The sequence below is a fragment of the Dehalococcoidia bacterium genome, from assembly GCA_035528575.1.
Classification (GTDB): Bacteria; Chloroflexota; Dehalococcoidia; order E44-bin15; family E44-bin15; genus DATKYK01.
In genome coordinates, this window is sequence record DATKYK010000034.1 from 1 (window position 1) to 25,794 (window position 25,794).

Consider the following 25,794-nt stretch of genomic DNA (forward strand, 5'->3'; position numbering starts at 1 on the left):
GAAACGCTTGACAATGCTATTGTATATTGTATACTACCCTTAGAAACGAAAAGGGGGAGTATGATGTGTAAGACATGCGCAGCACATGCTAAAAAGGATAAGGGCAAGAAAGAACCTGAGAAGAAATCAGTGAAGAAGTAAATCGGCGATAGGCGAACATATAAAGACGAGGCGTGTTTTTAACATACCTCGTCTTGGTTTTAAGTAGGCCTCTAAAGCAGCCTTCCTCAACACAAAATAGCGGTTTGTTAGATCACATTCCGATGAAATGTTCAAGTGAGGTAGCATTTAGTTTCTGTTTGCGGATTTAGTTGGGCAGGAAAGAATAATCACATACTGCTATAATCAATCTAGTTGAATACCAAAGGAGGTTCAGTCTTGCAGTTAGAACAGTCTTTGGGTTTAGTCGCTGGAGCGCTGGTAACATGTAGTATGGTTCCGCAACTGGTTCGTGTCTTCCAATTAAAAAGTGCCCGTGAGATAAGTGGACTTTTTACCATATTGCTTTTACTGGGTATGATTTGTTGGCTAGCCTATGGGATTTACCTCAGGCTCACTCCAGTTATTCTTTGGAATGCAATAGGGGCGGTTCTCGTCGCTCTACTTATATATGCAAAGCTAAAGTATGGAGGATATAGGAAAGATAAATAGGGAGCAACTGTTCGACTTCGTTGACCAGCATTTTTTAGCAAAGTTGGAATACCCCCAGCTATTCACAGAGGCAGAGCGTCAGGTAGAAGGGTGGTTTAAAGGTGAGTTAATCTACCTTTTCAGTTCTCTCAAAGCGAACTGGGAACCTGAAGCTTCAATACCAAGCCTTGGCAAAAAGAAGATTGATTTCAGGCTAAGGTTAGATGATAGCCCTGTTTATGCAGAAATAAAGGCCCTGTATCACGGCCGGCAACGTGGACAAGTGGTTGACCTCGGTATCTACTTCTACAAGGACAACGTAGGCATTTGGGGAGATGTGCAAAAACTAGCTTCAGTTGCTGAGGGTCACAGCTTCTGCATCTTGTTTATATACCCTCGGCCGGAGATAGGGCGTTGGCACAAGACCTTAGCTGCATATGGCCAGCGCATCGCGCCTATCACATTGGGAGAGGTAAGCGAAATCTTGCAGTTTCCGCCTGAACTATACATCGCAAAGCTGGAAGTATCCCTGAAACAGGGCTTAACATTATGACGTATTGTTCACCCGGTCACATTCTAGCGTTTGGTTCAACTGAAATGATCTGCTTACGGGGTGTTGACAACACTTTGGGAGAGGACTAGACTCAGGCTGAAAAACCTTCATTATTGTCATAATTCACAGTTAGGGTGGGTATACGCGGAAAGGGGGAAGCCAAAGTGAAAGTACAGAAGTCTATTGAAATTGCAGCACCACCAGAGAAAGTCTGGCCCTTCTTGGTTGAGCCTAAGAAGATCCTGAAGTGGTGTATTACCTTCAAAAAATTCGAGTACACCGGTAAGCAGCGCAGTGGCGTGGGCACAGCTCTCTACGTTGAGGAAAAGGCCGGCGGCCCGCTTATGAAACTGAATTTTGCGGTTACGGAATGGGTGGAGAATAAGAAACTTGCCTTCAACATGACCTCGGGGAACTTTGTGAAAGGTTATGAACAAACATGGACGGTAGACGCCACTCCGCCTGGTAGCAGATTTACATTTATGGAGCAGGTTAAGTTGCCTTACGGGGTCATCGGGAAGGTCATGGAGTTGTTTGCCCGACGTAGTTCGGAAGCCACCGTGAGGGAAATGTTGGCCAAGCTGAAAAGCTTGGTGGAGACATAAGAAGATAATCTTCTGCTGGTCTGCTCACATTATACACCTTCCTCTTGCACTTGATGATGCGTGGTACGAGTTCTATAGGTTGGTTCGTCTCCCCGGCTACTTCGTACTTGGCCTAACCAAAGTCCGGATCGTTTAATCAATCACACAAACTTCTATTCTGTTAAGTCATTTAACAATTGTCCGGAATGTCACATTCTAGCGATTTGTTCAGCGGTAGGATAGACTTCCACATCCGGCTACCTACAGACTACAATCATCACACTAAATGTGTTATATTCGTGTTGGGCGCACCATGAATTGTCTTTCTGGTTGCTAAGCGGAGCGCGGCCTGTGAAGTCATAAGCTGAGATTATCTAATTGAACGGTAAAGTGGAGCAAGGATAGACTAGAAGGAGGATGATGTATCATGTCATTGAAGGCTGCTGCGGAGTACATCGAGAGTCTGCGTGAGTTGAAACTGGATCTCTATCTACTCGGTGAAAAGGTGGGGAATTGGGTTGATAATCCTATTATCAGACCATCAATTAACGCTGTGGCGATGACCTACAAGCTTGCTCACGAGCCCCAGAACAAGGATCTGGCGATCACGGACTCTATGCTTACAGGAAAGAAGGTAAACAGATTTAACTCTCTCTTCAAGAGCACTGGTGATATGGTCAGTAAGGTAAAATTACAGAGGGAGATGGGACAGAGGACAGCCTGTTGTTTCCAGAGGTGCGTTGGTCTTGACGGGATCAATGCTGTTTTTAGCACCACCTACGAAATTGACCAAGAGCGCGGAACCAAGTATCATCACAGGTTTAGAGAGTGGCTGAAGTATGTTCAACATAATGACCTCTGTGTCCAGGGTGCCATGACCGATGTCAAGGGCAACCGGGCGGTGGGTCCAAGCAAGCAGACTGACCCGGACATGTTTGTGCATGTTGTGGAGCGAAGGAGTGACGGGATCGTCATAAGGGGGGCAAAGGCAAGTCAAACGGGAACCGTGAATTCACATGAAATGCTCATTATGCCAACCCTAAGAATGCGGGCCGGTGATGAAGACTATTCCCTGAGCTGCGCTATACCGACGGACGCTGAAGGCGTACACCTTATCTATGGAAGACAGTCCTGCGATACGCGCAAGCTTGAGGAGGGTGACATCGATGTCGGTAACTACAGCTTCGGGGGACAGGAGACACTGACTATCCTGGACTACGTCTTCGTCCCGTGGGATAGGGTTTTTATGTGCGGGGAGATCGAATTTGCCATCATGATGGTAGAGAGATTCGCCGCCTATCATAGGCAGAGCTACGGCGGTTGTAAGCCGGGCGTAGGCGATGTGCTTATTGGAGCGGCGGCCTCAATGGCTGATTACAACGGGACACGTAGAGCCCCTCACATCAGAGAGAAACTTGGGGAGATGATTCATCTCTCCGAAACGATACATGCCTGCGGATTAGCTTGCGCCTATGAAGGGTGGCAGACCATGGCTGGCAACTACCAGTCCAACATCCTTTTAGCCAATGTATGTAAGCACAATACGACGAGGTTTCCCTATGAGCTTTGCCGGCTTGCCGAGGACATAGCCGGCGGTATTCTGGTAACGCTGCCCTCCGAAAAAGACTTTAGGCACCCTGTAGTGGGTAAATATATCGATAAATACCTGAAGGGAGTAACTGTTGTACCTACAGAGCACCGAATCCGCATGTTGACGCTTATCCACTCCATTACTTTTGGCCATGTCGCTCCCAATTATCGCACAGAGTCGCTACATGGGGCAGGATCGCCTCAGGCACAGAAAATTATGATTGAGCGCGAGACGGATATGGACCTCAAGCAGAAGCTGGCCCGCAGTTTGGCTGGCATCGATAAAAGAGAAAACGTGATTGCTTAGTTTCCATAGGTAGCTAAACCGAGATAGATAGGCCTTCCTGGCGTGCAGTTTCCGCCTGATGATACCATCCCTGTACCACAGGCCGGTTGTTCGGGCGCATCATTACAGGTTTGCTACCTAGCGCTCTACAATTCCAGCGAATTGTGCAGTGTCTCCAGGTGGCCCCTGTCTAGCTTGACAGCCATGTCAAATGACGATATTATGGTGTACCATATGGCAAGCTGCAATGGGAAATACCGGGTGATATAACTAACCCAAACGATCGGGGACATTTAATGAGACCGCTGAAAAAGAGGTGCAGGATACTTCCTGCCGGGGGTCTGGGGGTGTCCCCCAGTTTTAAAAAGTCCCCCAAGATTGGGGGATTAGGGGGTTGATTGAGGCTATTTCAGCAGTCTCTAGTTATAGGCCCATTTGAAAGCTTAGCTTAGCCCACTAGTGGAGCCGTCATGCCATGATGATAGCGATTTCTAAAGCCTGGTGAGGGTATATATTCAAGCTTCTGCTTTATACAACATGCTTAAAAGGAGGGGAAAATGCTCAGAAGGGTGGCAATAGTTGGGTATGCTCAATCTCATCATCAGCATAATATGCAAAAAACCAGAGAGGATATGGTCTTTGAGGTCTGTAAGGAGGCTTTGCACCATGCCGGCATCCTGAGAGAGGATCTGGATACCGTTATCACCGCCTCTAGCGATTTTCTGGATGGAAGGACAATTTCAAATGTCTTTCTCAGCATGGCTGTTGGAGCTTTTATGAAGGATGAATCGAAGGTGGAGGAGGACGGGACTTTTGCGCTCTATTATGCTTTGATGAGAATCCTTGCCGGCACCCATGATGTAGCCCTGGTAGAGGCACATACACAGGGCTCGACCTTCAATCCCCATCAGGTAAGCTTTTACACCCTTGATCCATTATTTGATCGGCAGATTGGTGTGCTCAATGATATAGCGGCTGCCGCTCTTCAGGCGAGAATGTATATGAACAGGTACAGTGTGTCGGAAGAGCATCTGGCAATGGCAGCCGTTAAGAACATTACCAATGCCGCCCAGAATCCTTGTGCGCACAGAAAGATGCCAGACGTGAGTGTGGAAGAGGTGATGAATTCAAAAGTCTTTTACGATCCCATCAGGGAGCTTACGATGTCCCCTATAAGTGACGGGGCGTGTGCTTTAATACTTGCCTCTGAGGAGAGGGCCAGGGAGATCACCGACAAACCGGTATGGATAGAAGGAGTCGGTAGTTGCCAGGATCCCTATCTTCGGGACAGAGATATCTCAAGTCTGGATTCTCTGAAGAGTGCTGCCAGTACAGCCTACAAGATGGCTGGTGTAAAGGAACCCTTTTCCGAGCTGGATGTTGCCGAGATTTCCGAGAAATTCGCCCATGAGGAGCTGATGATTTACGAAGCCCTGGGTTTATGCCAGGAGGGTCAAGGGAAAAATTTGATTGAAAGGGGCACAACTCGCAGAGATGGTAAGATGCCAGTAAATCCCAGCGGTGGGGCGCTGGGTGCTGACCCGGTCTGTGCTACCGGGTTGATAAGGGTAGTAGAGGCGGCAAAGCAGATAAGGGGTGAAGCGGATGGTTATCAGGTTCCCGGTGTCCGCAGGGCTCTTGCCCATGGACAATTCGGGATTTGTGCCCAGAAGAATATGATTTTTATCCTGGGGGGTAACGGATCATGAGGAGAAATGTTGCAATAATCGGTTGTGGACAGACCAAACATTCGAGTAAGCGAAGAGATGTTAACATCGCCGAGATGGTATCGGAGGCGGTCTATAATGCGCTGGAAGACGCCCAGGTCAGTCCGCGGGAGGTCGACGCCTTCGTTGTTGGCAATATGCAGGGATTCGGTGGTATTGCCCAGCCAGAACAATGGCTGGGGGATTCAATTGGTGCCGCCGGGAAACCGGTCATCAGGATCGCCACTGGAGGGACGACCGGGGGATCGGTTGGACAGGGTGCTTATTATACTGTTGCCTCAGGACTTCACGATCTAGTTGTAGCTGTTGCCTGGGAAAAGCATTCAGATAGCAGAGAGGCTGGTGCCACGACCGGGCTACTGCATGTAGGGTTGGGCAATTTTTTCCACGCCGCCAGTTACGGGTTGAGTCTTAAGAACCTGGTTGCCACCTCGGCGGTAGGAGCGGCGGCTGGCGTTGCCGTTTATCAGGCAGTGTTTTACATGCATAGGTCCGGGTGCACCATCGAACACTTTGATATGGTAGCGGCAAAGGCAAGGCGCAATGCTGCTAATAATAAATATGCGCACCTTCAGTGGCCAGGCTGCACTCCAGAGGATATTGCCAAGACCGAGATCGTCGCATATCCCTTCAGGTATGGACATATCTGCCCGGCAAGCGATGGTGCCTCAGCCATTGTCGTGGCTGAGGGAAACCTGGCCAGAAAAAAAGCCAGGCAACCAGCCTGGTTTAAGGGACTCGCCTCCTTCTCTGATGAGGAGAACCAGTTACAGAGTGAAAATTTCGGTGGCGTTGGAGTACTCGATCCCTCTGAACAAAAGGGATGCTGGATGTCAGCAAACAAGGCATATAAGATGGCAGGGATAAAGGACCCCCAAAAAGAGATTGACATGGCAGAGGTATATCAGCCGTTCCCAAGTCAGGAGCTCATATTTTCTGAAAGATTGGGCCTTTTCGATGAAGGCACCGCATGGATGGCTCTTGAAAAGGGGGAGACTGATATTAACGGCAGAATGCCCCTGGATCCCTCGGGTGGCGTCAATGCCACCAACGCCATTGGATCCACTGCCCTGCAGCGCATCCTTGAGTGCGCCCTGCAGATAATGGGAAAGGCAGAAGAGCATCAGGTCCCGAAAAAAGTTAGAAATGCCGTTGCCCATGGATGGGGTGGCGTAACCAATTATATCACGGTGACAGTTTTAGGGGATTCACCCGGGAGGTAAATAAGATGGGATATATAAAGGAAGAAAGACCGACGACAATCGCTGTGGAAGGTATATGGAATGTAGGTTCCTATCACTATAAGGGTTCCAGGCTCCTGGAGGAATACGTTAAGGGGCTTAAGCAGAAGAAATTAATCGGCTCATTCTGCCCCGGCTGTGGGAAGGTAATTGTGCCACCCAGAAACCTGTGCGGGAGATGTCACCGGATAATGGACCGACGAAAGATCGTTAGTAATAGGGGGACTATTACCTGCTTTATAGTCACTCCCCCCATGGAGAAAGGAAAATTGAAGGTCCTGGGGATGGATCCTGTGGAAGCGGGCTTAATAAAGGAGGGTGAGGTGGTTATTCCGGTCTTTGTGAAGTTCGATGGGTCAGACTCTAATACTGATACAATATTGCTCAATGCGGACCCGAAGGCTGTTCACATAGGCATGAGGGTTAAAGTTCTTTGGTCGAAGGAGCCGCAGGGTGCACTAAGCGATTTCGAAGGCGTTGAACCAGCATAGTAAATAAATGGATGTTATTATAAGTGACCGGGGGAGGGATATAAACCATGAAAAGTAAATCTGAGATAGTTGACGTACAGGGTTTGCCGTTTGTTGCTGGCTTTAACTGGTCAACAGGCTTCCTGATGCAGAGGTTTATCGAAGAGCTTGCCAATAGAAAAATCCTGGGAGCAAAATGTCCCGATTGTGGATACACCTATGTACCCCCAAGGTCGAGGTGCGGGAAATGCTATGCCAAAATAGAACAGAAAAACCTGATCACTCTATCTGGAAAGGGTACCCTGGTTGGCTATACAACAGCGTATGTCGAATTAGATGGCAAGGGAAACTTTGGGGATTTAAAGGAACCCGGGATAATCGGGGCAATAAAGCTGGAGAACGCGGATTCAACGATCTTCATGCCCCTTGAAGGGATTAAACCCCGGGATGTAACCGAAGGGCTCAAGGTTGAGGTCCAGTGGCGAGAGGAGACAAAAGGTGAGCTGGCAGATATAAAGTGTTTCAGGCTTGCTCGTTAACTGTGTAGGTCATTCCCAGGGGACCTAGACAATCGGAAACAGGGTACAGTAGTTCGAGGCGATAGAAAGGAGGTTAGATATCATGGCTAGAATGCCCAAACTGATAATCACCTGCGCTTTGACTGGATCTGCGGTAGCTCCGTCACAAACACCCTACCTTCCCATAACCCCGGGTCAGATAGCTGATGAAGCATACCGAGCTTACAAAGCAGGAGCGGCGGTAGTGCATGTCCATGTAAGGGATCCAGAACAGGGCATTCCTACGGCTGATTTGAAGATCTGGAGAGAGACACTCACAAAGATCAAAGAAAAGTGCAATGTGGTGATTTGCACCACAACCGGTGGCGGCATGGGAATGACAGCGGAGCAGAGAATAGCAGTTGTTCCCGAGTTTGAACCCGAAATGTGCTCCTTGGATATTGAGAGCATGAACTTCAGCGTGTTTCCACTTGTTGAGAAGATCAAGGAATGGAAGTATCCCTGGGAGAAACTGATGATGGAACTGTCCAAGGATTTCGTTTTCAAGAACACCTTCGCAGACTTGGAAGTCTTCGCGAAGACCATGAAAAAGCACAACGTGAAGCCAGAGGTCGAAATCTATGGTACAAATGGACTCTACAACACTGGTTTCCTTATTAGAGCAGGCCAACTGGACTTGCCAGTCCATATACAGTACGTCCTTGGCGTTCTAGGCGGTACGTTCTCCACACCGTACGAACTCCTGCACCTTCAGACAGAGACGCACAGATGGCTAGGCGCGGACAACTACACATGGTCGGTCATTGGTGTCGGCTATCCGGCAGAGTTCCACCTGGGAGCTGTAGCGATAACCATGGGTGGCCATGTGAGAGTCGGCATGGAAGATAACATATTCGTCAAATACAAGGTGCTGGCAAAGAGCAACGCGGAGCTGGTCGAGAAAATCCGCGAAGTCGCTGATGTTTTAGAGAGAGAAATTGCTACACCCGATGAGGCAAGAGAAATGCTTGGCCTTAAGGGTATAAACAAGGTGAAGTTTTAGAAAGTCCAGGGTGTTCAAGTAGCCAAACATCGGCTGGGCCGTCATCGAAGTTGTCGGTGAATGTAGGGAAACTAAAGGGCGGTTCGGTCGTTGGTGTGGAAGTTGTTCCTGGTATCGTTACCGACCTGGCGGTGATCGAGGTCAGTGACAAGGGACTGGTGCTCAAGGAGGTGGCCCCGGGGTGGACCGCCGGGGAGATTCAGGAGCTCACCGAGCCCAGGCTCGTCATAGCACCCGACCTGAAGGAAATAGAGCTGATGTAAATACGCGTAGCTCAGGTTTTGTCGGGAGAAAGGTCAGTAATCATTGTGATAAAACAAAATACGAGGGCTATTAACTACCGTAGAGAGGTGTACTGAGTTGGACTTTCAATTTACCCCGGAGCAGGAGGCCTTACGGCAGGAGGTCAGGGATTGGCTGAAGAAGGCGATTCCGCCAAGGTGGACTGAGCTGGGGGTTGCCCTATGGGAGGAGGATGATGAGATATGGGCCATTGCCCGGGATTTCGAGCGAAAGCTTGCCGGGAAGGGCTGGCTTGCACCGGGATATCCGTCGAAATATGGTGGAATTGACGCTACCTCTATGGAGCAGGCTATACTCAGTGAGGAGAAGGCATATGCTAGAGCCCCCGCAATGCTGAGCGACGTACTGGCGGCGGGCTGGGTGGGTCCCACCATCCTTCTTTTCGGCACCGAGGAACAGAAAGAGAAGTATGTGGGAGGAATCGGCAGGGGGGAGCTGGTCTTTTGCCTGGGCTACAGCGAGCCGGAGGCCGGATCAGACCTGGCGGCGGTTCAGACACTGGCGGTGGAGGATGGCGATCATTACGTCCTCAATGGCCAGAAGATATTCACCAGCCTGGCCCATCGCGCCGACTACTGCTGGCTGGCGGCCAGGACCGACCGCGACGCCCCCAAGCACAAGGGGATAAGCATGTTTATCATCGACATGAAGACGCCGGGCATCACCGTGAGCCCGCTTATAAACATGCTGGGGTTCCATGAATTCAACGAGGTCTTCTTGGACAATGTCCGGGTTCCCAAAGAGAATATGGTGGGTGAGAAGAACCGTGGCTGGTACACCCTGGCCGCTGCGCTCAACTTCGAGCGCTCAGTGGTCTACATTCCAGCGGCAAACCGCCGCTTCATTGAGGGCCTGGTAAGCTATGCCAGGAAGACGCCCTGGGATGGAGGGGTACTGGCCGATAACCCGCTAGTTCGGCACAAGCTGGCACAAATGGCGGTGGAGAACGAGGTCTGCCGCCTGCTTTGCTACCGCGTGGTGTGGATGCAGACACGGGGGATGATCCCCGCCTATGAGACCTCTGCATCTTATTTGCATACCGCGGAGCTCACCCGGCGACTGGCCCAGATCGGTATGGAGATACTGGGCCTTTACGGGCAACTGGACAAGTCTTCCGAGTGGGCGCCGCTTAAGGGGGCGATAAAGAGCCTGTGCCTGAGCGCGCTGGGCCTGGGTATCGGCGGAGGGACCAACGAGATCCAGCGTAACCTGATTGCCAGAATAGGATTGGGACTGCCCCGGGAGTAGTCCCATGGAGTAGCGGCCAGGGAGAGGATCTGACTGAAGAAGAGGTCTTAGCGCTCTATGATGCCGAAGACGATAAAAAATACCAGCGGGCTCGTTATAGCTCTTGCCCGCTGCCAAGGGTAACCCTTCAGTGTTGTTTGGTCGGATGGAAGTAAACTGGGATGGAGGCATATGGAAGCTAAAGTTAAGTACGATGAGAAGCCATGGTTAAAATTCTATCCTGAAGGAGTTCCGGCAAACGTCGAGATTCCGGAGCGCCCTTTGCCTGAGATCTTTGATGAGGTAGCCGACAAATACTCTAGCAGAGCCGCGGTGATCTTTTACGGTAATAAGATAAGCTTCGGAAAGTTAAGGGAGGAAGTAGACAGGTTTGCGACGGCCCTCCATGAGTTAGGAATACAGAAGGGGGATAAAGTTGCCCTCTATCTGCTCAACAGTCCTCAATTCATTATCGCCTATTTTGGCTCGCTCAAAGCGGGAGCTACGCTGACGCCGATCAGCCCAGTCTATACCAGCATTGAGGTAAGGCATCAGCTTGAAGATAGTGAAGCCAAGTCCATTGTCTGCCAGGATTTCCTTTATGAGAACGTTGAAAGGGCAGGGGGCGGACTCAAGAATGTCATTCTGACCGGTATCGGGGATTATTTGCCCCTGTCAAAGAGATTGGCGGGGAAAAGTGTTCTGGGAAGGTACGGCAAGATGGAAGTTCCCAGCCCCGAGTATATTGAAAGTCGCGGCTTCCACCAGTTCCAGAAGCTAATAAAGAAATACCCACCGAATCCTCCGAAAATCGAGATCAATGCCAAGGAGGATATTGCTGTTCTCCCCTATACCGGAGGAACCACGGGCCTGCCCAAGGGTGCTATGCTGACCCACTACAATCTGCTCGCATGTGGGATGCAGGTCCAGGCTTTTTGGCCCACATTTGAGGAAGGCAAGGAGGTTGTTCCGGCATTGCTGCCCTTTTACCATATATATGGCCAAGTAGTAGTTATGCTGAACGGCCTGACTCAGGGGTCAACGCTGCTTCTGTTTACCACGCCTGACCTTGAGGAAATCCTATCCACCATGGAAAGGTACAGGGCAACGGTGTTCTTCAGTGTGCCAACGGCATACCAATTCCTCAAGGACTACGATAAGACTGACCGGTTCAATTGGAAGGGGCTCAAGATGATTACCAGTGGCGCCGATACACTTCATGAGTCAACGGTAACGGATTGGGAGAGAAGGACAGGGGCCAAGATTATAGAGGGTTACGGCTTGACTGAGTGTAGCGCTGTATCTCACGTCAACCCTTGGGGAAGGCCAAAGATCGGTTCATTTGGAGTTCCGCTACCCAACGTCGGGGCAGCGATAGTTAACCATGAAACAGGCGAGTACCTTCCTCCGGGGGAGGTCGGTGAACTAATTATCGAGGGGCCAAACATTATGGAGGGCTACTGGAAGAGGCCAGAAGACACAAGAGAAAGCTTAATCGAGCTGGATGGCAGGACGTGGTTCAGAACAGGCGACCTGGTCAGGATGGACGATGAGGGCTACTTCTTCTTCTATGACCGGAAGAAGGATTTGATCAAGTACAAGGGCTATTCCGTCTTTGCCCGGGAGATTGAGGAGGTTCTGCACCAGCATCCAAAGGTAAAGGCAGCGGGTGTCCTGGGGGTTCCCGATCCCGGCGTGGGACAGTTGATCAAGGCGATCGTGGTGCTCGAAACCGATGCAAGAGGGAAGTTGACCGAAGAGGAAATAATCAAATACTGTGAGGAGAATCTGGCCCATTACAAGGTCCCCAAGATCGTTGAATTCAGGGGTGAGCTCCCAAAGACAGACGTGGGAAAGGTGTCCCACAGGGAACTCAGGGAAGAGCTGGAGGAGGAATGAGGTGAACCCACCCTTTTTTGAGGTTGAGAAGCTCACCAAGCGCTTCGGAGGTCTGACTGCAGTTAATGGGGTTAGCTTCCAGATTAGCAGTGATGAGATCGTTGGCATGATCGGTCCCAACGGGGCGGGAAAGACCACGATGCTGCGCCTGATAACAAGCATACTAAAGCCCGATTCCGGCAGGGTAAGGTTTAAGGGTAAGGATATCACCAGAGCCAAACCCTGGGCTATCGTTAACCAGGGGATTGCCGGAACATTCCAGACTACTAGGCCATTTCGCCGTATGCCCATCATTGCCAATGTTATGGTAGCTTGCCTCAGTCCCAGGGCAATGAAGAGGGGGGAATGGATTAAGACAATCGAGGCAAGGGCTCTGGATGCGTTGGAGTTCGTCGGCATTTCCGACCTCGCCCGCGAGCCGGCTTCCTGCCTGTCTCACGGTGATCTAAGGCGTCTGGAGATGGCCCGGGCTATTGCCACCGACCCTGAGTTACTTCTGCTGGACGAGCCATTTAGCGGGCTCAATCCTGCTGAGACTGAGCTGATGGCCAAATCGATAAGTAGATTGCACAAGGGAGGCAGGTTTGGCAGATTACATAGTGAAGGGCCGACGATGATTATTATTGAGCACAAGCTGCCAGAGCTCATGAAAATAGTTGGCCGGGTGATCGTGCTCGATTTCGGCGAGCTGATAGCCGATGGCACCCCGGAGGAGATAGTCAAGGATGAAAAGGTGATCGAAGCGTACATAGGCAAGGGGGTTATCTGAGTTGCTTCTCGAGGTGGAAAGTCTTAATGTTTGTTATGATACCGCCATGATATTAAGCGACATGAATCTGTGCGTTGACGAGGGGGAAGTGGTCGGTCTGGTGGGTCCGAATGGCGCTGGAAAGACAACGCTGCTGCGAGCCATAACCGGACTGGTGAGATGGGAAAAGGGTGCGATGAGGGGGGCGCGGGCTGGAGACATAACCATTGAAGGCACTGTGCGCTTTGCCGGGGAGAGGATCGATGGGCTGGCAGCACATGAGATTGTAAAAAGGCGCTTAGTTCATTGCCCGGAGAGAAGAAGGCCCTTTCGAGAGATGACAGTTACTGAAAATCTGAAGGCTGGAGGCTATCTGTGTAAAGAGAGAGGAGAGGTGCAGAGAGGGTTAGAAATGGCTTATCAGTTGTTCCCGGTGTTAAAAGAGAGGGGGAATCAGATATCTGGAACACTATCCGGTGGAGAGCAACAGATGCTCGCCATTGGAAGGGCATTGATGTTCCAGCCCAAGCTCCTCTGTATCGATGAACCTTCAACCGGGCTCAGTTCCAGGCTGAAACAGGAATTGTTTGAGCGTATGAAGCAGATTAAAAGTTCGGGGATTGCCATGCTCCTGGTTGAGCAGGATGTCAGTTCGGCGTTTCAATTAGCCAGCAGGAACTACGTTCTTTCTCACGGAAGGGTGATCGCCGAAGGAATAAGCGAGGAATTACTCAAAGACGAGACTATCAGAAAGACATACCTGGGCTTATAGCTTTGTAATTACTAACCTAAATCCGCCCTACATACCCGGCATGACTTGCGGGTGCCTACGTTTCGTATCTTGCATCTGGGGCATACCTTTTCGATCTTATCCCGCACCCAGGTGGTGAGTCCCTCAGGCATAAACAGCATGGCAAGCACTACTATGATGGCAATGAGTAACATTCGTATCTCGGATACAACAGGCACGGATTCCAGAAGCGTGAGAGGGACATAGAGGATGAAGACCCCGGCTATTGGCCCATAGATGGTGGCGATACCCCCGAAAATCGCCCAGATGACAACCTGAAACGATAGCAGGAGCTCCAGTGTCGATGGGCCAGCAACCTTCATATAATGGACATAGAGGCCCCCGGCAATCCCGGCAAAAAATCCGCTCAGACAGAAGGCCATAAGCTTGTACCTGGTGGTATTTATCCCCGATGCTCTTGCGGTAACCTCATCTTCCCGTATGGCGTGAAAAATGATGCCGGTCTTAGAAGCGGTGATCTTCCACATAACAAATCCCAGTCCGATCATAAGGGTGACCGCAATATAGTAATCGATCGTCCGCGAGCCGGAGAGGGGGTCTATGCCGGAAACGCCCATCTCACCACCAGTGATATTCGGAATGGTGTGTACAACTGCGATCAGGATTAAGGGAAAGGCCAGGGTGGCAAGGGCCAGGTAAATTCCCCTCAACCTCAGGCAGGGCACACCGATGATAAGCCCCGCCAGTACCGCAGCAAGCGCCCCAAGGGGTATGGTTAGCCACGGGGCCAAACCAAAGTGTAGATTTAGAAGGGCAGCCGTGTAGGCAGCAACCCCGAAGAAGAGGGCATGGCCAAAATTCATCTGGCCGGTAAAGCCGGATAATAGATCCCAGCTAGCAGCGAAGATGGCAAATATGCTCGCCAGAAACAAGATGCCTAGATAGTACGGATGATCCATCACCAGGGGTAGCAATAATAGTGTCAAGCAGAAAAGCAAAACTATTGTTCTGCTGGGAAGGATCAGTACCTCCCCTCTCAACCCTTTATATGCCCTGCCGATATAGGCGCTTATAATGCCCATCACCTTTCTTCCTCAAAGGATACCCCGAACAGGCCTTCAGGCCTTATCAGGATGACGGCTAACATGATCGCCAGCGCCACAGCCCCCTTTAAAAAGGCACCTGAAGGAGCCAGGAAAACAACCAGGGTCTCGGCAAACCCCAGGATAAAGGCCCCCACCAGACTCCCCTTGACGCTCCCCAACCCTCCGAGGACGATAATGGCCATGATCATCACCAGCGGATTCATCCACATATGGGGCGACAAAATGGCTAGGGGAGCCACCAGTGCGCCGGCGACGGCCGCCAGTGCCACCGATATAGCCATGGTTATCATTCCTGTTCTTGCCACGTTTATCCCCATAAGATTGGCAACCTCTCTATCCTGAGCTGTGGACCTAATAGCGATTCCCAGCCTGGTTTTCATCAAGAGAGCCCATGTGCCAAAAAGGATGATTAGAACCATCCCAAATGTTAATATGTATTGATAGGTAACCCTGATCCCCAGTATCGTTGTGTATCCTGAAATCAGGTCGGGAACCCTCAGAAAGTGACCACCAAACGTCCATGGCAGGAGCATGATCTCCTGAATAATGATGGCCAGGGCTAGGGTCGCTATCAATGCCGTGGTCTCATGCCCACGTACGCGGTCAATGACCAGCTGATAGGTGAGTACTCCTATGATGGTTACAGCTGCTATCGAGAGGACGATGGATAAAAGGAGATTTAGACCGAGGAGACTGGCAAAGGTGTATATCAAATAGGCGGCCAACATGTAAAATGCGGTGTGGGCCAGGTTGATGATACGGGCTGCCCCGAAAATGAGGGAGAAACCGACCGCCAACAGGGCATACACGCCGCCGCTTATTAATCCGGTGATTATTATGCCCTCTATCATGGCTCACTCAAATTGTGTCTATAAATACGAGAATATACCCCCTCTTAAGGCACATGCCCAGCCGAGGGGGTACACCTCACCTAACTCCATTCGTCAACCTGTGACGAATGCAAAATCGAAGATACTCACCAGCGAACGGGCTAAAGCATCATTCGGTCAACGCTTCTACCACCCAGGGTGGCAGTATGTAATCTACAGTACCCTCGTACTCTAATTCTCCCAGTGATCCCCCAGCATTAGGCCAAACGCACTCCAGTACCCCATCCTGCCACTGGACGCCGAGACCGGTTACATAACCTGGGCCCCAGGTTATGTCGTGAGGAGTCGTTGTATTTGCTGCCATGTACACCAGTCTGCCGGCGGGTCCCATGAGATCGGTAGCTTCAAGTGCAGTAACAACGGCATCGGCATCCAGAGTATCCGCACTTTCAACAGCTGCCTTCAGTATGTATAGCGCTTCATAGGTGCCCGCAGTATATATGGGAATCTCTTCGAACTCCGCCACAAAGCTGTCGTAGAAGGGTATGGTTTCATCGGTGATCTCGACCCGGGCGTAGGTATTTAGAGTCGTCTCATACGCGCCATATCCACCCGTTACAGTCAAGAAATCCCCCTTCTGTGCTTCAACATTGATACCCACCGAAGCTGCCGGGATTTGCGTCTCGCCCCATTGAGCTGTGTAGGCAACCCCCAGCGGCCCGGAGACCACCGTGTATATCATGTTGGCTCCGGCAAGCTCTATGGCCGTAAGTTCAGCCGTTACGTCGGTAGCCATCTGGGAGGGCCGCCATGTCCCAACGACCTCAAGGCCCATGCCATAAGGAGGAGGAGCAGCAAAGTACGCTTCAGCTTTCGCAACCAGGGGATCTGCCCACACATTATTCTCGGCCAGTATGGCCACCTTTGGCGCTTCTGGATACGTGAGCGCACCAACATCCTGGGCCACCATTCCTACAAGCATGAAACTGATCGTAGCAAGGTAATTGCCATTTACCGGGCTAACCCTGAACCAGTACTTGTACGTTTCATAGTCCTCGGCCACATTTTCACATAGCAGGAGGTCGCTGGCACCGCAACCGAGGAAAATCATTTCTTTATCCATGGCTGTCTGTTGCATCGCAATTACTGACTCACTCCTGAAGCCACCAACTACGAAGTCCACCTTGTCAACGGTTATCAGCTTCTCCATTGCAAGGACGGCATCTGTAGGGCTGGTTATTTCATTGGAGTCAGCTTGGACCAGTTTTATCTGGTACGACTCAGTTCCTAGCATTATGCCGCCTGCATCATTTATCTCTCCAGCTGCCATCTGAGCCCCGGCCCAGTGGTGTTCGCCCTGTATGTAAGACATCGGGCCGATTACCCCTATCTTTATCTCGTTCGCTTCTTCCGACGCACAGCCACTCACTCCCACCACTATTAGACATGCAAGTAGCGGGATAATGGCCACCTTCATTGCTCTATTCATCTCCTAAACCTCCTCAATTTGCTTCAATCCTGACCGCGCTCTCCAGTCTCCTGTCCGCTACCATCACCCCCTTTCCAGGGATTTTGAGGTGAAAATACTCTATCTATAACATTCTCCCTGTGCCCCCAGGCCAATCATATCTTCATCGATAATGTGCAACGCTTTCAAGCCCACAACACCCCTGCTCCGTCCCAAATGAGTGTTGAGTTGGCTTAGAATAACACCAGGCAGTGCTGTTGTCAATAAGGGAGAGAACAGATTCACAAACTTACAGTTGCACTGTCACGAGCTTTGTCATTAACATGTGAGCAACCATTGACAACAATCCCGCCAACATCTACGATGTGCGCGCCAGCGATTAGCGTATAGTGCACCTGGGCTGGGAGAGTGAAATACCCTAAATTCAATATATAGAGACTGCTGACAAATAGGTGCCCCGATATAATCGGGGCCGGGGGTCTGGGGGTGTCCCCCAGCTTTAAAGAGTCCCCCAAGATTGGGGGATTAGGGGGTTGATTGAGACTATTTCGGCAGTCTCATAAAGAATATATAAGGGGCTAGGTTTTATAAATCGTGGGATGTTGATGGAGGTGTAAATCAAACGTTGTGGGAGGAAAGTGATGCCTAAATTTGAAACTCTGACGATTAGTTCAGAAAATCGCGTTGCGAATATCCAGCTAAACCGACCCGAAAAGGCCAATGCAATAAATGCCGCTATGTGGCAGGAAATAAAGGATGTATTCGATTTGGTTGATGAATCGCCAGAAGTGCGGGTCGCTGTGCTAAGCGGTCAGGGAAAACATTTTTCAGCAGGCATCGACTTCGAGTTTCTAGGGTCTATGTATAATAAGTTAAGCGGGCTATCAGAAGGACGGAAGCAGGAGCGTCTACGTCAAATTATCATTGGATTACAGGATTGCATTACAGCTATAGAGCGTTGCCGAAGACCTGTGATAGCTGCCATTCACGGGGCATGCATGGGCGGTGGAGTCGATTTAATTACAGCTTGCGACATACGCTATGCGACAGCCGATGCTCGCTTCTCTATCAAAGAGGTGGATCTAGCCATCGTTGCGGATACAGGTGCGTTGCAGCGGCTGCCCAGGATTATCGGTGATGGCTTGTTTAGGGAGTTAGCTTATACAGGGCTTGAATTTGATGGTGTAAAAGCCCATTCGATGGGTCTGATTAATAAGGTATTTCCCAATCAGATGAATTTACTAGCAGGGGTTAAGGAATTAGCTACTCAGATAGCGGCAAAATCTCCATTAGCCATACGCGGGATCAAAGAGACTATGATTTATAGTCGTGACCACACTGTAGCCGAGGGTCTCAAATATGTGGCAACATGGAATGCGGCAATTGGTCTGTCCAAAGATGTACAGGATGCGGTTACTGCCTATTTACAGAAGCGGTGTGCAGAATTTGAGGATTAGGCAGCGAGCGAGGGGCAAGTATTGGCATTACCCTCGTTGCACCCCTAACGCGGCTAAACTCAAGCTTAACCATATAGCGGTCTATGAAATTTTAAACTGTTACGACAACTAACAGAGGGAGTATATCGCAGCACCATCTCTAGGCTTTCCTATTGTCCTCCATGCCGCATCATGCCAACCCCGTATTCTAATGACTGAGAGCGTGTTCTCGCGCACATACGCCTGAGGGATCAACCGGTATGAAATAGGCAAACCCATGCTAACGAGATTGACAGGTAAAACTCCCCGGAGTATGCTTATCCCACACAAGAATCACATACAACTCGATCCAACTTGTTATCTTAATATACCTTAATAAAAACGATGCCTTGATTTAAATGGAGGTTACCAGCGGGTGTTCAGAAAAGGATGGAATAAGTAGAAACAGATTGGCGAGCAAAGGGGACGAAGTTCGTTGGTTAATTAGGCGTAAATTTTAATAGTCTTTTACAATAGAGACGAAGGAGGATATTAAAGATGACTATCATGAAAGGGGCCGAAGCCCTGGTGCGATGTCTAATGGAAGAGGGTGTGCGTTATGTGTTTGGCGTTCCCGGTGACCAGTGCAACCCTATCACTGATGCCATCTACAGGTTGGGGGGTGAGGTTGGAATGAGGTTCGTAACCACCCGGCACGAGCAGGCGGCGGCCCACATGGCCGATGCCTGGGCTCGGGTGACCGGTGAGCCTGGTGTGTGCCTGGGCACGGTGGGGCCAGGGGTAGCCGACCTGGTGCCCGGCGTATACCCGGCCTGGGCTGACTCGGTTCCTGTAATTGTTCTAGGAGCGCAGAACCAGACCTGGCGCTGCTACCCCGAGCACGGCTCCATGCAGGCTCTGGATCAGATATCTCTAATGACTCCCATTACCAAATGGCGGGCACTGGTGAACGACGTGAGGCGGATGCCTGAGTTGGTGCAACTAGCGTTCCGTGCAGCTACATCTGGACGCCAGGCACCTGTGTACCTGGATCTGCCCTCTAACATACTTTGTGATAAGATAGATAGCGAGGAGTGTCCCATTCTGCCCCCGCAGCGATACCGTGCCACTACCGCCCCGGTTGCCGATGCAGGTCTAATTGAACAGGCGGCGGATATGCTGGCACGGGCAGAGTGGCCGCTAATTCACACCGGTGGCGGGGTACTGCGGTCTGGGGCCTGGGTGGAGGTGAGGGAGTTGGTGGAATATCTATCAGCGCCGGTAACCACTAGCCTGGGTGCACGGGGGGCTATCCCCGAGGATCATCCCCTGTGCTTAATTCCTGGGGCCACTGCCGCATTCAAAGCTCAAGCTGCGGCTGACGTGGTGCTCCTCGTGGGCGGTCGCATGGGCGATGTCGATTTCTGGGGGCGTCAACCGATATGGGGAGAGCCGGACAAACAGCGCTTTATACAGATTGACATAGAACCCCAGAACATAGGTCTGAACCGGCAGGTGGAAATAGCCCTGGTTGGGGATGCCAAGAGCACTCTTCGCGCTTTGCTTGAAGCTGTTCGAGTAAGGACCGGGTCGAAGACGGAGAACCCCATGTTTGAAGAGGCGCGGCAGGTTCAACAGGCATGGGTGGATGGCTGGGAGGATGGCGCTCATTCCGACCAGGTTCCCCTTCACCCCCTGCGCCTCATGCGTGAGGTGCGCCAGTTCTTCCCCCGCGAGGCTATCTTCGCTCCGGATGGAGGCAACACATCAGTCTGGTCCTTCTATCAGAACCGTATCTACGAGCCGCGGTCATTCCTTTGGGCTGCCGATTCGGGTCACCTGGGCTCAGGCGTACCCTACGCTGTAGCGGCCAAGCTGGCCCGCCCTGAAGTACCGGTCTACTGCATTACCGGTGATGGTTCCTTTGGCTTAAACGCTATGGAGATGGAAACTGCGCGGCGGGAAAACGTACCCATTGTTGTAATCATAGCCAATGATAAAGCCTGGGGAATGATCAAGGGCGGTCAGAGGCTGGTCTACGATGCACGCTACATTGGGGTCGACTTCACCGATGCCCGCTATGATAAACTGGCGGAGGCTCTTGGGTGCTACGGTGAGCGGGTCACCGAGCCTGCGCAGATTCGGCCTGCCTTGGAGCGGGCGGTGGGCTCCGGGTTGCCTGCGGTGCTGGATGTTATTGTGGATATCGATGTGCACATGGTGCCGCCTGACCTGGTAATGCTGGATAGCGTATGGATGGAAGGCTGCGATACCGGGGCTTCTTAATAAAAGCAGTAGCTCCCTGAGGATGGACTAGAAGATGAAGGCCTTGCAGTTCTCGGTTTCCATTCCGCAATTTGCAGCACTGAAGGTCTTGGGGAGCATTAGCAAACGCTCTTACTATCATGGCCCCCTTGCTACGATACGGCTTGTCGATGTCCCCGAGCCGCAATTGCCTTCCGCTGACTGGGTAAAGATCAGGACACACATTTGTGGGTTTTGTGGAAGCGATATTAACATCATCCTCTTAAGGGATTCCCCAACGGTAACCCCTTTCGCCTCATTTCCATGTACCATAGGCCACGAGCTTTGTGGAGAGATCATGGAAGTGGGGAGTAGTGTCGCTGGAATAAAGGTAGGAGATGTGGTTACTATAGCACCCTATCTTAGCTGCTCCGCACGAGGGATTGAACCTGTATGTAGAAGCTGTCAGATGGGTAGACCATCCCATTGTGAGAACTTCGCCGAGGGCAATCTTTCTCCAGGTATAATAACGGGTGCTTGTCGCGATGTAGGCGGAGGCTTTGCGCCATATCTGGTGGCACACAAGGACCAGGTTTTTAAATTGCCTCCGGAAATATCTCCTAAAGAGGGCGCTATGATAGAGCCGGCTGCGGTAGCCCTTCAGGCAGTGATGGATAACACACCCAGCGAGGATGATAAGGTTCTTGTTATCGGTGGTGGGGTTATAGGCAACCTTATCGTTCAAGCAATACGTGCCTTCGATATAGGCTGTTCTATCACTGTTGCTGAGCCCTCAAAATTCCATGCTGAGCTGACATCCGAAGCAGGGGCCGATCACCTGATTACAGACGGTGAGATCTTGTATCACACGAGACACATCACTGGCGCCAGGGCATACAAGCCGATGTTGGGTAAGGACATCCTTATGGGGGGATTCTCAAAGATCTTCGATACTGTAGCTAATACCGAGACGCTTGACGCTAGTATGTGGAGCCTACAGACAGGGGGTGTATTAAGTGTGGTGGGGATCGGCAAGGAAGTAATGACCGATCTCACACCCCTCTGGATGAAGCTTCAGACCCTGAAAGGTGTCTACAGCTATGGCTATATGGATATGCACGGTGAGAGAAAACACATTTTTGAGATAGCAATTGATTATGTAAAGCATAAAAGGCTTAATATCGAGTCTATGATAACCCATACGTTCGCTATTGAAGACTACCGTAAGATGATCGAAATCAACCTGAATAAAAAGAAACACAGGGCGGTCAAGACAGCGGTTTGCTTTACCTAGCGGGTATGTCCCGCTTACCGCTGACACCGGATTATCACATATTTCCTCCGCCGGTAGCGCCATACTCCATGGGCAACCGGCATGTTATATCGTTGCCATGCTCTAGGGTGACTACACGGCCACAGTGTCCCCCAAGTTAACTTTTCTTCCCATTCGAGGCTTTTTAATCCGGTAAGGGTTGACAAAGTATTATTTAATATCTATAATACTAATAGTTAGCTTGAGGCTAATAATTAGCAGTATGTATATAATAAGCATTACCTGAATTATGCATTGGGGGCTTTAGATGGCACAGGAGCCACAAAAAGAGGAACTCATTGAGAGCATTCTCCAGCTTTCGGACAGGGCATTCAGAGAGCTGTTCCCCATATTGCCTAAGCAGTGGCTGCGCCTGGACCTTACCATGTCTCAGCTCAAGGTGGTTTTGCTCATTTTTGTAAGCGGTCCTATGCGGATGGGCGTTATCGCTTCCGAGCTGGGGGTGAGTCTGGCTACAGCGAGCGGGGTGGTAGAACGCCTGGTAGAGCGGGGCATTCTGCTCCGGGAAGGGGAAGCTGGGGACCGCCGTGTGGTACTGTGCCGCCTTTCGGATGAGGGGGAGAGGCTGATAGGTAATCTGTGGCAGCTTTCCCGGGACCAGGTCGGTGAGCTGATGCGAGTGATGGCTCCCTCAAAGCTGCTGATAATTGCCGAAATGCTGCAGGCGCTCCTGGAAGCAGGGGAGGCGATGAAGGGTGATTTGCAGCTCAAGGGGCAAAAAGAGGGATATACAGTCGCAGGTTCAAAATAAACTTTGCTTAAATAATTGTAGGAGTATCGAATGCGGGTGTTAGTAACAGGTGGGGCTGGAAGGTTGGGGGTAAATGTATGCAAAGCCTTACAGGGAAACGGATTCCGGGTGCGTGTATTTGACCTGGATAATGACCGCAACCGGAAGAGCATTAAGGAACTCGGCAGAAAGGCAGAAATCGTGTGGGGAGATATCACACAACCCGATTCGGTTCGGAAGGCGCTGGAGAAAGTAGACGTGGTGGTCCATATGGCTGGCATCTTGCCCCCTGTAGCCTATGAAAAGCCAGAACTGGCAAGGAGGGTGAATGTAGGGGGAACCAGAATAGTTGTTGACCTCATAAAAGATATGGGAGGCAATATTCCACTGGTATTTACTTCATCGGTAGCGGTGTTTGGCACCACCCCCGATGCCACGGAACCCATTTCACCGGAGAAGAATGATCCCAATCCCAGGGGCGCCTACGGCGAGACCAAGCTTGAAGCGGAGAACCTGATCAAAGAATCGGGGATCGACTATCTCATCCTGAGGCTCACTGCAGTCATGTACTTTGACCATGAAGTGAGCGACCTGAAGCGCATGTTTTCCATTCCACTGGATAATCGAGTTGAGTTCTGCCATCCGGATGATTTGTCTTTAGCAATACTAAACGCGGTCAAGAATATCAGCACCATAAAGGGGAACACGCTGGTTATCAGCGGTGGGCCTGGTGAGCAAATGCTGTATAAAGATATGGTCGGCTCCATTCTTGGCGTTATGGGGTTGCCCCTGCCACCGGCTGACAAATTCACCCGGCGACCCTACTACCTGGACTGGTATGACACGAGCAAGTCCCAGCAACTGCTCAACTTCCAGCGAAGGTCGTTTACAGACTATCTGAAAGATTATTCCCGCGGTCTAACCAGGCAGTACTCGGCCCTGTTCCTGCCCTTTATGCGTTACTTCGTTTCGCCGTTGTTCGGTAAGGCTGTGGTTCAGTTTATGTAAACCGGTTGTAAAATAACCTCTCGGGCTGACCGGTGAGGATACTTGGCTAAGGGCTCCGATCTATCGGGGCCCTTCTTGTAATTGGTAGTAAGCCTTATCCCACCAAACAACGCCTATTCACTTTGCTACCGGGCACGGTAATACCCTGTGAGAATGAGGGTCGTTAGAGAAGTCGCCTCTGAGAGCCGATTGACCATTAACACAACTCGGCGTAAGCTCCGGAAAGGAGTGTATCGACATCGGGTACCGTTACCTCAGTTCCATCATCGCTCAGCGGCTTGAGCAGCAGGTCGGGCAGGTGGCAGTCGTCGGCAGGGGTCAGCCCACGGCGCAGGTTTAGCATTCGCTTAAGCGTGACGATGCGTTTTGCCCAGCGTCGTCGGGTCTTCCGCCTAAATGAGTAATCCTTGCTCCTTCATTTTCTTGATCTCTTCTTCTCTTAATACCCTTTTGAATATCTTCTCTGTGACGGTTAAGGGCAGGTCATCTCTGAACTCTACAGATTTGGGTACGGCAATGGCTGGGAGCTTATCCTTGCAATACGCGATAATCTCATCAGCAGTGAGCTTGCCTTTGTATTCCTCCTTTGGTTTTATGAAAACCTTTATCCTCTCGCTCCCCGGGCGCTCGGGATCGGGAATGCCCACCGCTGCAGCCATAGCCACCCCCGGATATTTAAACAAGATTTCGTCAACTTCTGTTGTGTAGACTTTATACCCTGAGATATTTGCCATATCCTTGATCCGATCCTCGAGGACAAAGTACCCGTTCTCATCCATTCTTCCGATATCACCGGTGTGAAGCCAGCCATCGGCGTCAAGGCCGCTGCCCGGTGTAGGCCAGTATCCCTTCATAGTCTGTGGGCCACGAATTACTATTTCGCCGCTTTCACCCGCACCAAGCTCCTCACCGGTCTCCAGGTCTACAATTTTCACCTCGGTATCAGGCACTGGCAGCCCTATGCCCAGCGTCTCCTTGGCAGTGAAACCGGTGATTTTGGAAAAAGTGGTAAGATTTGCATGAGTTAGAGGGCCACACTCGGTTAAACCGTAGCCTTCCGTTACCGGCATCATAATTTCCCTCTTGATGGTTTCAAAAATCCCCTCTGGAAGTGGCGCTGCAGCTGACATTAGTAGAACTGGCAACCTTCCCACTTTTTTCTCGGCTATCTTCATTAGATGAGTAGGAACAACGAAAATCACCAGGGGGCGATGCTCCTTCATAATGCTTATGACTTGATCGGTATCCCTAGGGTCGGAAACCAGGAAAATACGCAGGCCTAAAGCAATGCAGCATAGCACTGACATATGTCCGTATGCATGGAATAAGGGAACAACTACTTCACCGGCAGCTTTTCCCTTAATCCCCCGCCACAGAGGCTCGAGCACCCATGTCATTTGCCTTATATTACAGGCCCTATTGTAATGGGTTATCATCACACCTTTTGGTACTCCTGTGGCACCTCCAGTAAAGGAAAGATAGGCCAAGTCCTCCTCGGGATCGATGTCAACCTGGGGAGGTTTTGGCTCATGCTCGGCTATGAGGTATTTGAACTGGTAAGCACCGGGTACTTCTTTTACCTCGGGCTCCTCTGTGGAATAATCCATAGGTGAGGTAACGATTACGTTCTTGAGTTTTGTTTTATCCTTTATTGAATTAACCAGACTCAGAGCCTCATCTGAGCAAATTACTGTCTCTGCCCCTGATTCGCCTATCTCGTATTCCAGGTCGAGAACCTTGTGAAGTGTACTACAGGGAACAAGGGTGGCACCCGTTTTCGACACGGCAAAATCAGATATGATACATTGTGGGCAATTCGGCAGAATTGTTGCCACTTTATCACCCTTCTTTATCCCCAACCCTGCAAGGGCATTTGACAGCCGGTCTACATAGTCCCTCAGTTCGCTGTACCTTATTTTCTTTCCAAGGTAGTCAATGGCCACCTGATCAGGATATGCCTCCGCTGAATCATCCAAGAACGTATACACCGGAATTTTGGGATACGGCTCCAGAGTCTTCTTCAACGGATACGGCCCGAGCTTATAATTCTTGAGCCAGGGCTTATCACTTCCCTTTATCTTCTCCACCATG

22 protein-coding genes and 1 pseudogene are annotated in these 25,794 nt (G+C 50.8%); 18 read left to right on the forward strand and 5 right to left on the reverse strand.

What is annotated here, in order from left to right; genetic code table 11:
• Positions 1 to 625 precede the first annotated feature (625 nt).
• The 13 genes from VMX96_08235 to VMX96_08295 all read left to right on the forward strand — a co-directional run bounded on the left by VMX96_08235 (position 626) and on the right by VMX96_08295 (position 13,590).
• On the forward strand, positions 626 to 1,183 hold the full coding sequence (locus tag VMX96_08235) for a hypothetical protein (GenBank protein HUU63885.1): 558 nt from the start codon (positions 626 to 628) through the stop codon (positions 1,181 to 1,183).
• Positions 1,184 to 1,347: 164 nt separating this feature from the next.
• Positions 1,348 to 1,788, forward strand: a complete 441-nt coding sequence (locus VMX96_08240) for an SRPBCC family protein (GenBank protein ID HUU63886.1) — start codon at positions 1,348 to 1,350, stop codon at positions 1,786 to 1,788.
• Positions 1,789 to 2,194: 406 nt separating this feature from the next.
• Positions 2,195 to 3,664 carry a 4-hydroxyphenylacetate 3-hydroxylase N-terminal domain-containing protein gene (locus VMX96_08245; protein HUU63887.1) on the forward strand — a complete coding sequence of 490 codons (1,470 nt, stop codon included), beginning with the start codon at positions 2,195 to 2,197 and terminating at the stop codon, positions 3,662 to 3,664.
• Positions 3,665 to 4,200: 536 nt separating this feature from the next.
• The gene (locus tag VMX96_08250) at positions 4,201 to 5,352 is read left to right on the forward strand and encodes a thiolase family protein (GenBank protein HUU63888.1); all 1,152 of its coding nucleotides are present in this window, start codon (positions 4,201 to 4,203) and stop codon (positions 5,350 to 5,352) included.
• Positions 5,349 to 6,593: a hypothetical protein gene (locus tag VMX96_08255; GenBank protein HUU63889.1), complete on the forward strand. Its 1,245-nt coding sequence runs from the start codon at positions 5,349 to 5,351 to the stop codon at positions 6,591 to 6,593. The genes VMX96_08250 and VMX96_08255 overlap by 4 nt, the downstream gene beginning before the upstream one ends.
• Before the next feature lie 5 nt (positions 6,594 to 6,598).
• Positions 6,599 to 7,102 (forward strand): zinc ribbon domain-containing protein, encoded by a 504-nt coding sequence (locus VMX96_08260; GenBank protein HUU63890.1) that lies wholly within the window; start codon positions 6,599 to 6,601, stop codon positions 7,100 to 7,102.
• 47 nt (positions 7,103 to 7,149) lie between these two features.
• Positions 7,150 to 7,620: a Zn-ribbon domain-containing OB-fold protein gene (locus VMX96_08265; protein ID HUU63891.1), complete on the forward strand. Its 471-nt coding sequence runs from the start codon at positions 7,150 to 7,152 to the stop codon at positions 7,618 to 7,620.
• 82 nt (positions 7,621 to 7,702) lie between these two features.
• Complete coding sequence (locus VMX96_08270; protein ID HUU63892.1) at positions 7,703 to 8,641, forward strand: 3-keto-5-aminohexanoate cleavage protein; 939 nt, start codon at positions 7,703 to 7,705, stop codon at positions 8,639 to 8,641.
• Between the two features lie 56 nt (positions 8,642 to 8,697).
• Entirely contained in the window at positions 8,698 to 8,904 is a 207-nt protein-coding gene (locus VMX96_08275) for a hypothetical protein (protein HUU63893.1), read from the forward strand.
• A 97-nt stretch (positions 8,905 to 9,001) separates the two neighbouring features.
• Positions 9,002 to 10,192, forward strand: coding sequence for an acyl-CoA dehydrogenase family protein (locus VMX96_08280; GenBank protein ID HUU63894.1), 1,191 nt, complete (start codon positions 9,002 to 9,004; stop codon positions 10,190 to 10,192).
• 171 nt (positions 10,193 to 10,363) lie between these two features.
• Positions 10,364 to 12,070, forward strand: a complete 1,707-nt coding sequence (locus VMX96_08285) for an AMP-binding protein (protein HUU63895.1) — start codon at positions 10,364 to 10,366, stop codon at positions 12,068 to 12,070.
• Position 12,071: 1 nt separating this feature from the next.
• The gene (locus tag VMX96_08290; protein ID HUU63896.1) at positions 12,072 to 12,839 is read left to right on the forward strand and encodes an ABC transporter ATP-binding protein; all 768 of its coding nucleotides are present in this window, start codon (positions 12,072 to 12,074) and stop codon (positions 12,837 to 12,839) included.
• A 1-nt stretch (position 12,840) separates the two neighbouring features.
• Positions 12,841 to 13,590: an ABC transporter ATP-binding protein gene (locus VMX96_08295; GenBank protein ID HUU63897.1), complete on the forward strand. Its 750-nt coding sequence runs from the start codon at positions 12,841 to 12,843 to the stop codon at positions 13,588 to 13,590.
• An 11-nt stretch (positions 13,591 to 13,601) separates the two neighbouring features.
• Here the strand turns inward: VMX96_08295 and VMX96_08300 are convergent, their stop codons facing one another.
• From VMX96_08300 to VMX96_08310, 3 genes are all read right to left on the reverse strand, one after another.
• Positions 13,602 to 14,651, reverse strand: coding sequence for a branched-chain amino acid ABC transporter permease (locus VMX96_08300; protein HUU63898.1), 1,050 nt, complete (start codon positions 14,649 to 14,651; stop codon positions 13,602 to 13,604).
• Positions 14,651 to 15,526 (reverse strand): branched-chain amino acid ABC transporter permease, encoded by an 876-nt coding sequence (locus VMX96_08305; protein ID HUU63899.1) that lies wholly within the window; start codon positions 15,524 to 15,526, stop codon positions 14,651 to 14,653. Before VMX96_08305 ends, VMX96_08300 begins: the two co-directional genes overlap by 1 nt.
• A gap of 148 nt (positions 15,527 to 15,674) precedes the next feature.
• A complete protein-coding gene (locus tag VMX96_08310) occupies positions 15,675 to 16,994 on the reverse strand; it encodes an ABC transporter substrate-binding protein (GenBank protein HUU63900.1) in 1,320 nt (439 codons plus the stop codon).
• Positions 16,995 to 17,614: 620 nt separating this feature from the next.
• Here VMX96_08310 and VMX96_08315 point away from each other — a divergent pair.
• The 5 genes from VMX96_08315 (at position 17,615) to VMX96_08335 (ending at position 23,703) form a co-directional block, all read left to right on the forward strand.
• Positions 17,615 to 18,430, forward strand: a complete 816-nt coding sequence (locus tag VMX96_08315) for a crotonase/enoyl-CoA hydratase family protein (GenBank protein ID HUU63901.1) — start codon at positions 17,615 to 17,617, stop codon at positions 18,428 to 18,430.
• Between the two features lie 516 nt (positions 18,431 to 18,946).
• Entirely contained in the window at positions 18,947 to 20,674 is a 1,728-nt protein-coding gene (locus VMX96_08320) for a thiamine pyrophosphate-binding protein (GenBank protein ID HUU63902.1), read from the forward strand.
• A gap of 34 nt (positions 20,675 to 20,708) precedes the next feature.
• Entirely contained in the window at positions 20,709 to 21,926 is a 1,218-nt protein-coding gene (locus tag VMX96_08325) for an alcohol dehydrogenase catalytic domain-containing protein (GenBank protein ID HUU63903.1), read from the forward strand.
• A gap of 286 nt (positions 21,927 to 22,212) precedes the next feature.
• Entirely contained in the window at positions 22,213 to 22,716 is a 504-nt protein-coding gene (locus VMX96_08330) for a MarR family transcriptional regulator (GenBank protein ID HUU63904.1), read from the forward strand.
• A 30-nt stretch (positions 22,717 to 22,746) separates the two neighbouring features.
• Positions 22,747 to 23,703, forward strand: a complete 957-nt coding sequence (locus tag VMX96_08335; GenBank protein ID HUU63905.1) for an NAD(P)-dependent oxidoreductase — start codon at positions 22,747 to 22,749, stop codon at positions 23,701 to 23,703.
• Positions 23,704 to 23,899: 196 nt separating this feature from the next.
• On the opposite strand, the pseudogene VMX96_08340 reads toward VMX96_08335, so the two are convergent.
• Together VMX96_08340 and VMX96_08345 are read right to left on the reverse strand one after the other, a co-directional pair.
• Positions 23,900 to 24,079 (reverse strand): annotated as a pseudogene (locus tag VMX96_08340) (aldehyde ferredoxin oxidoreductase C-terminal domain-containing protein).
• 16 nt (positions 24,080 to 24,095) lie between these two features.
• Positions 24,096 to 25,793, reverse strand: coding sequence for an AMP-binding protein (locus tag VMX96_08345; GenBank protein HUU63906.1), 1,698 nt, complete (start codon positions 25,791 to 25,793; stop codon positions 24,096 to 24,098).
• Between the last annotated feature and the right edge of the window lies 1 nt (position 25,794).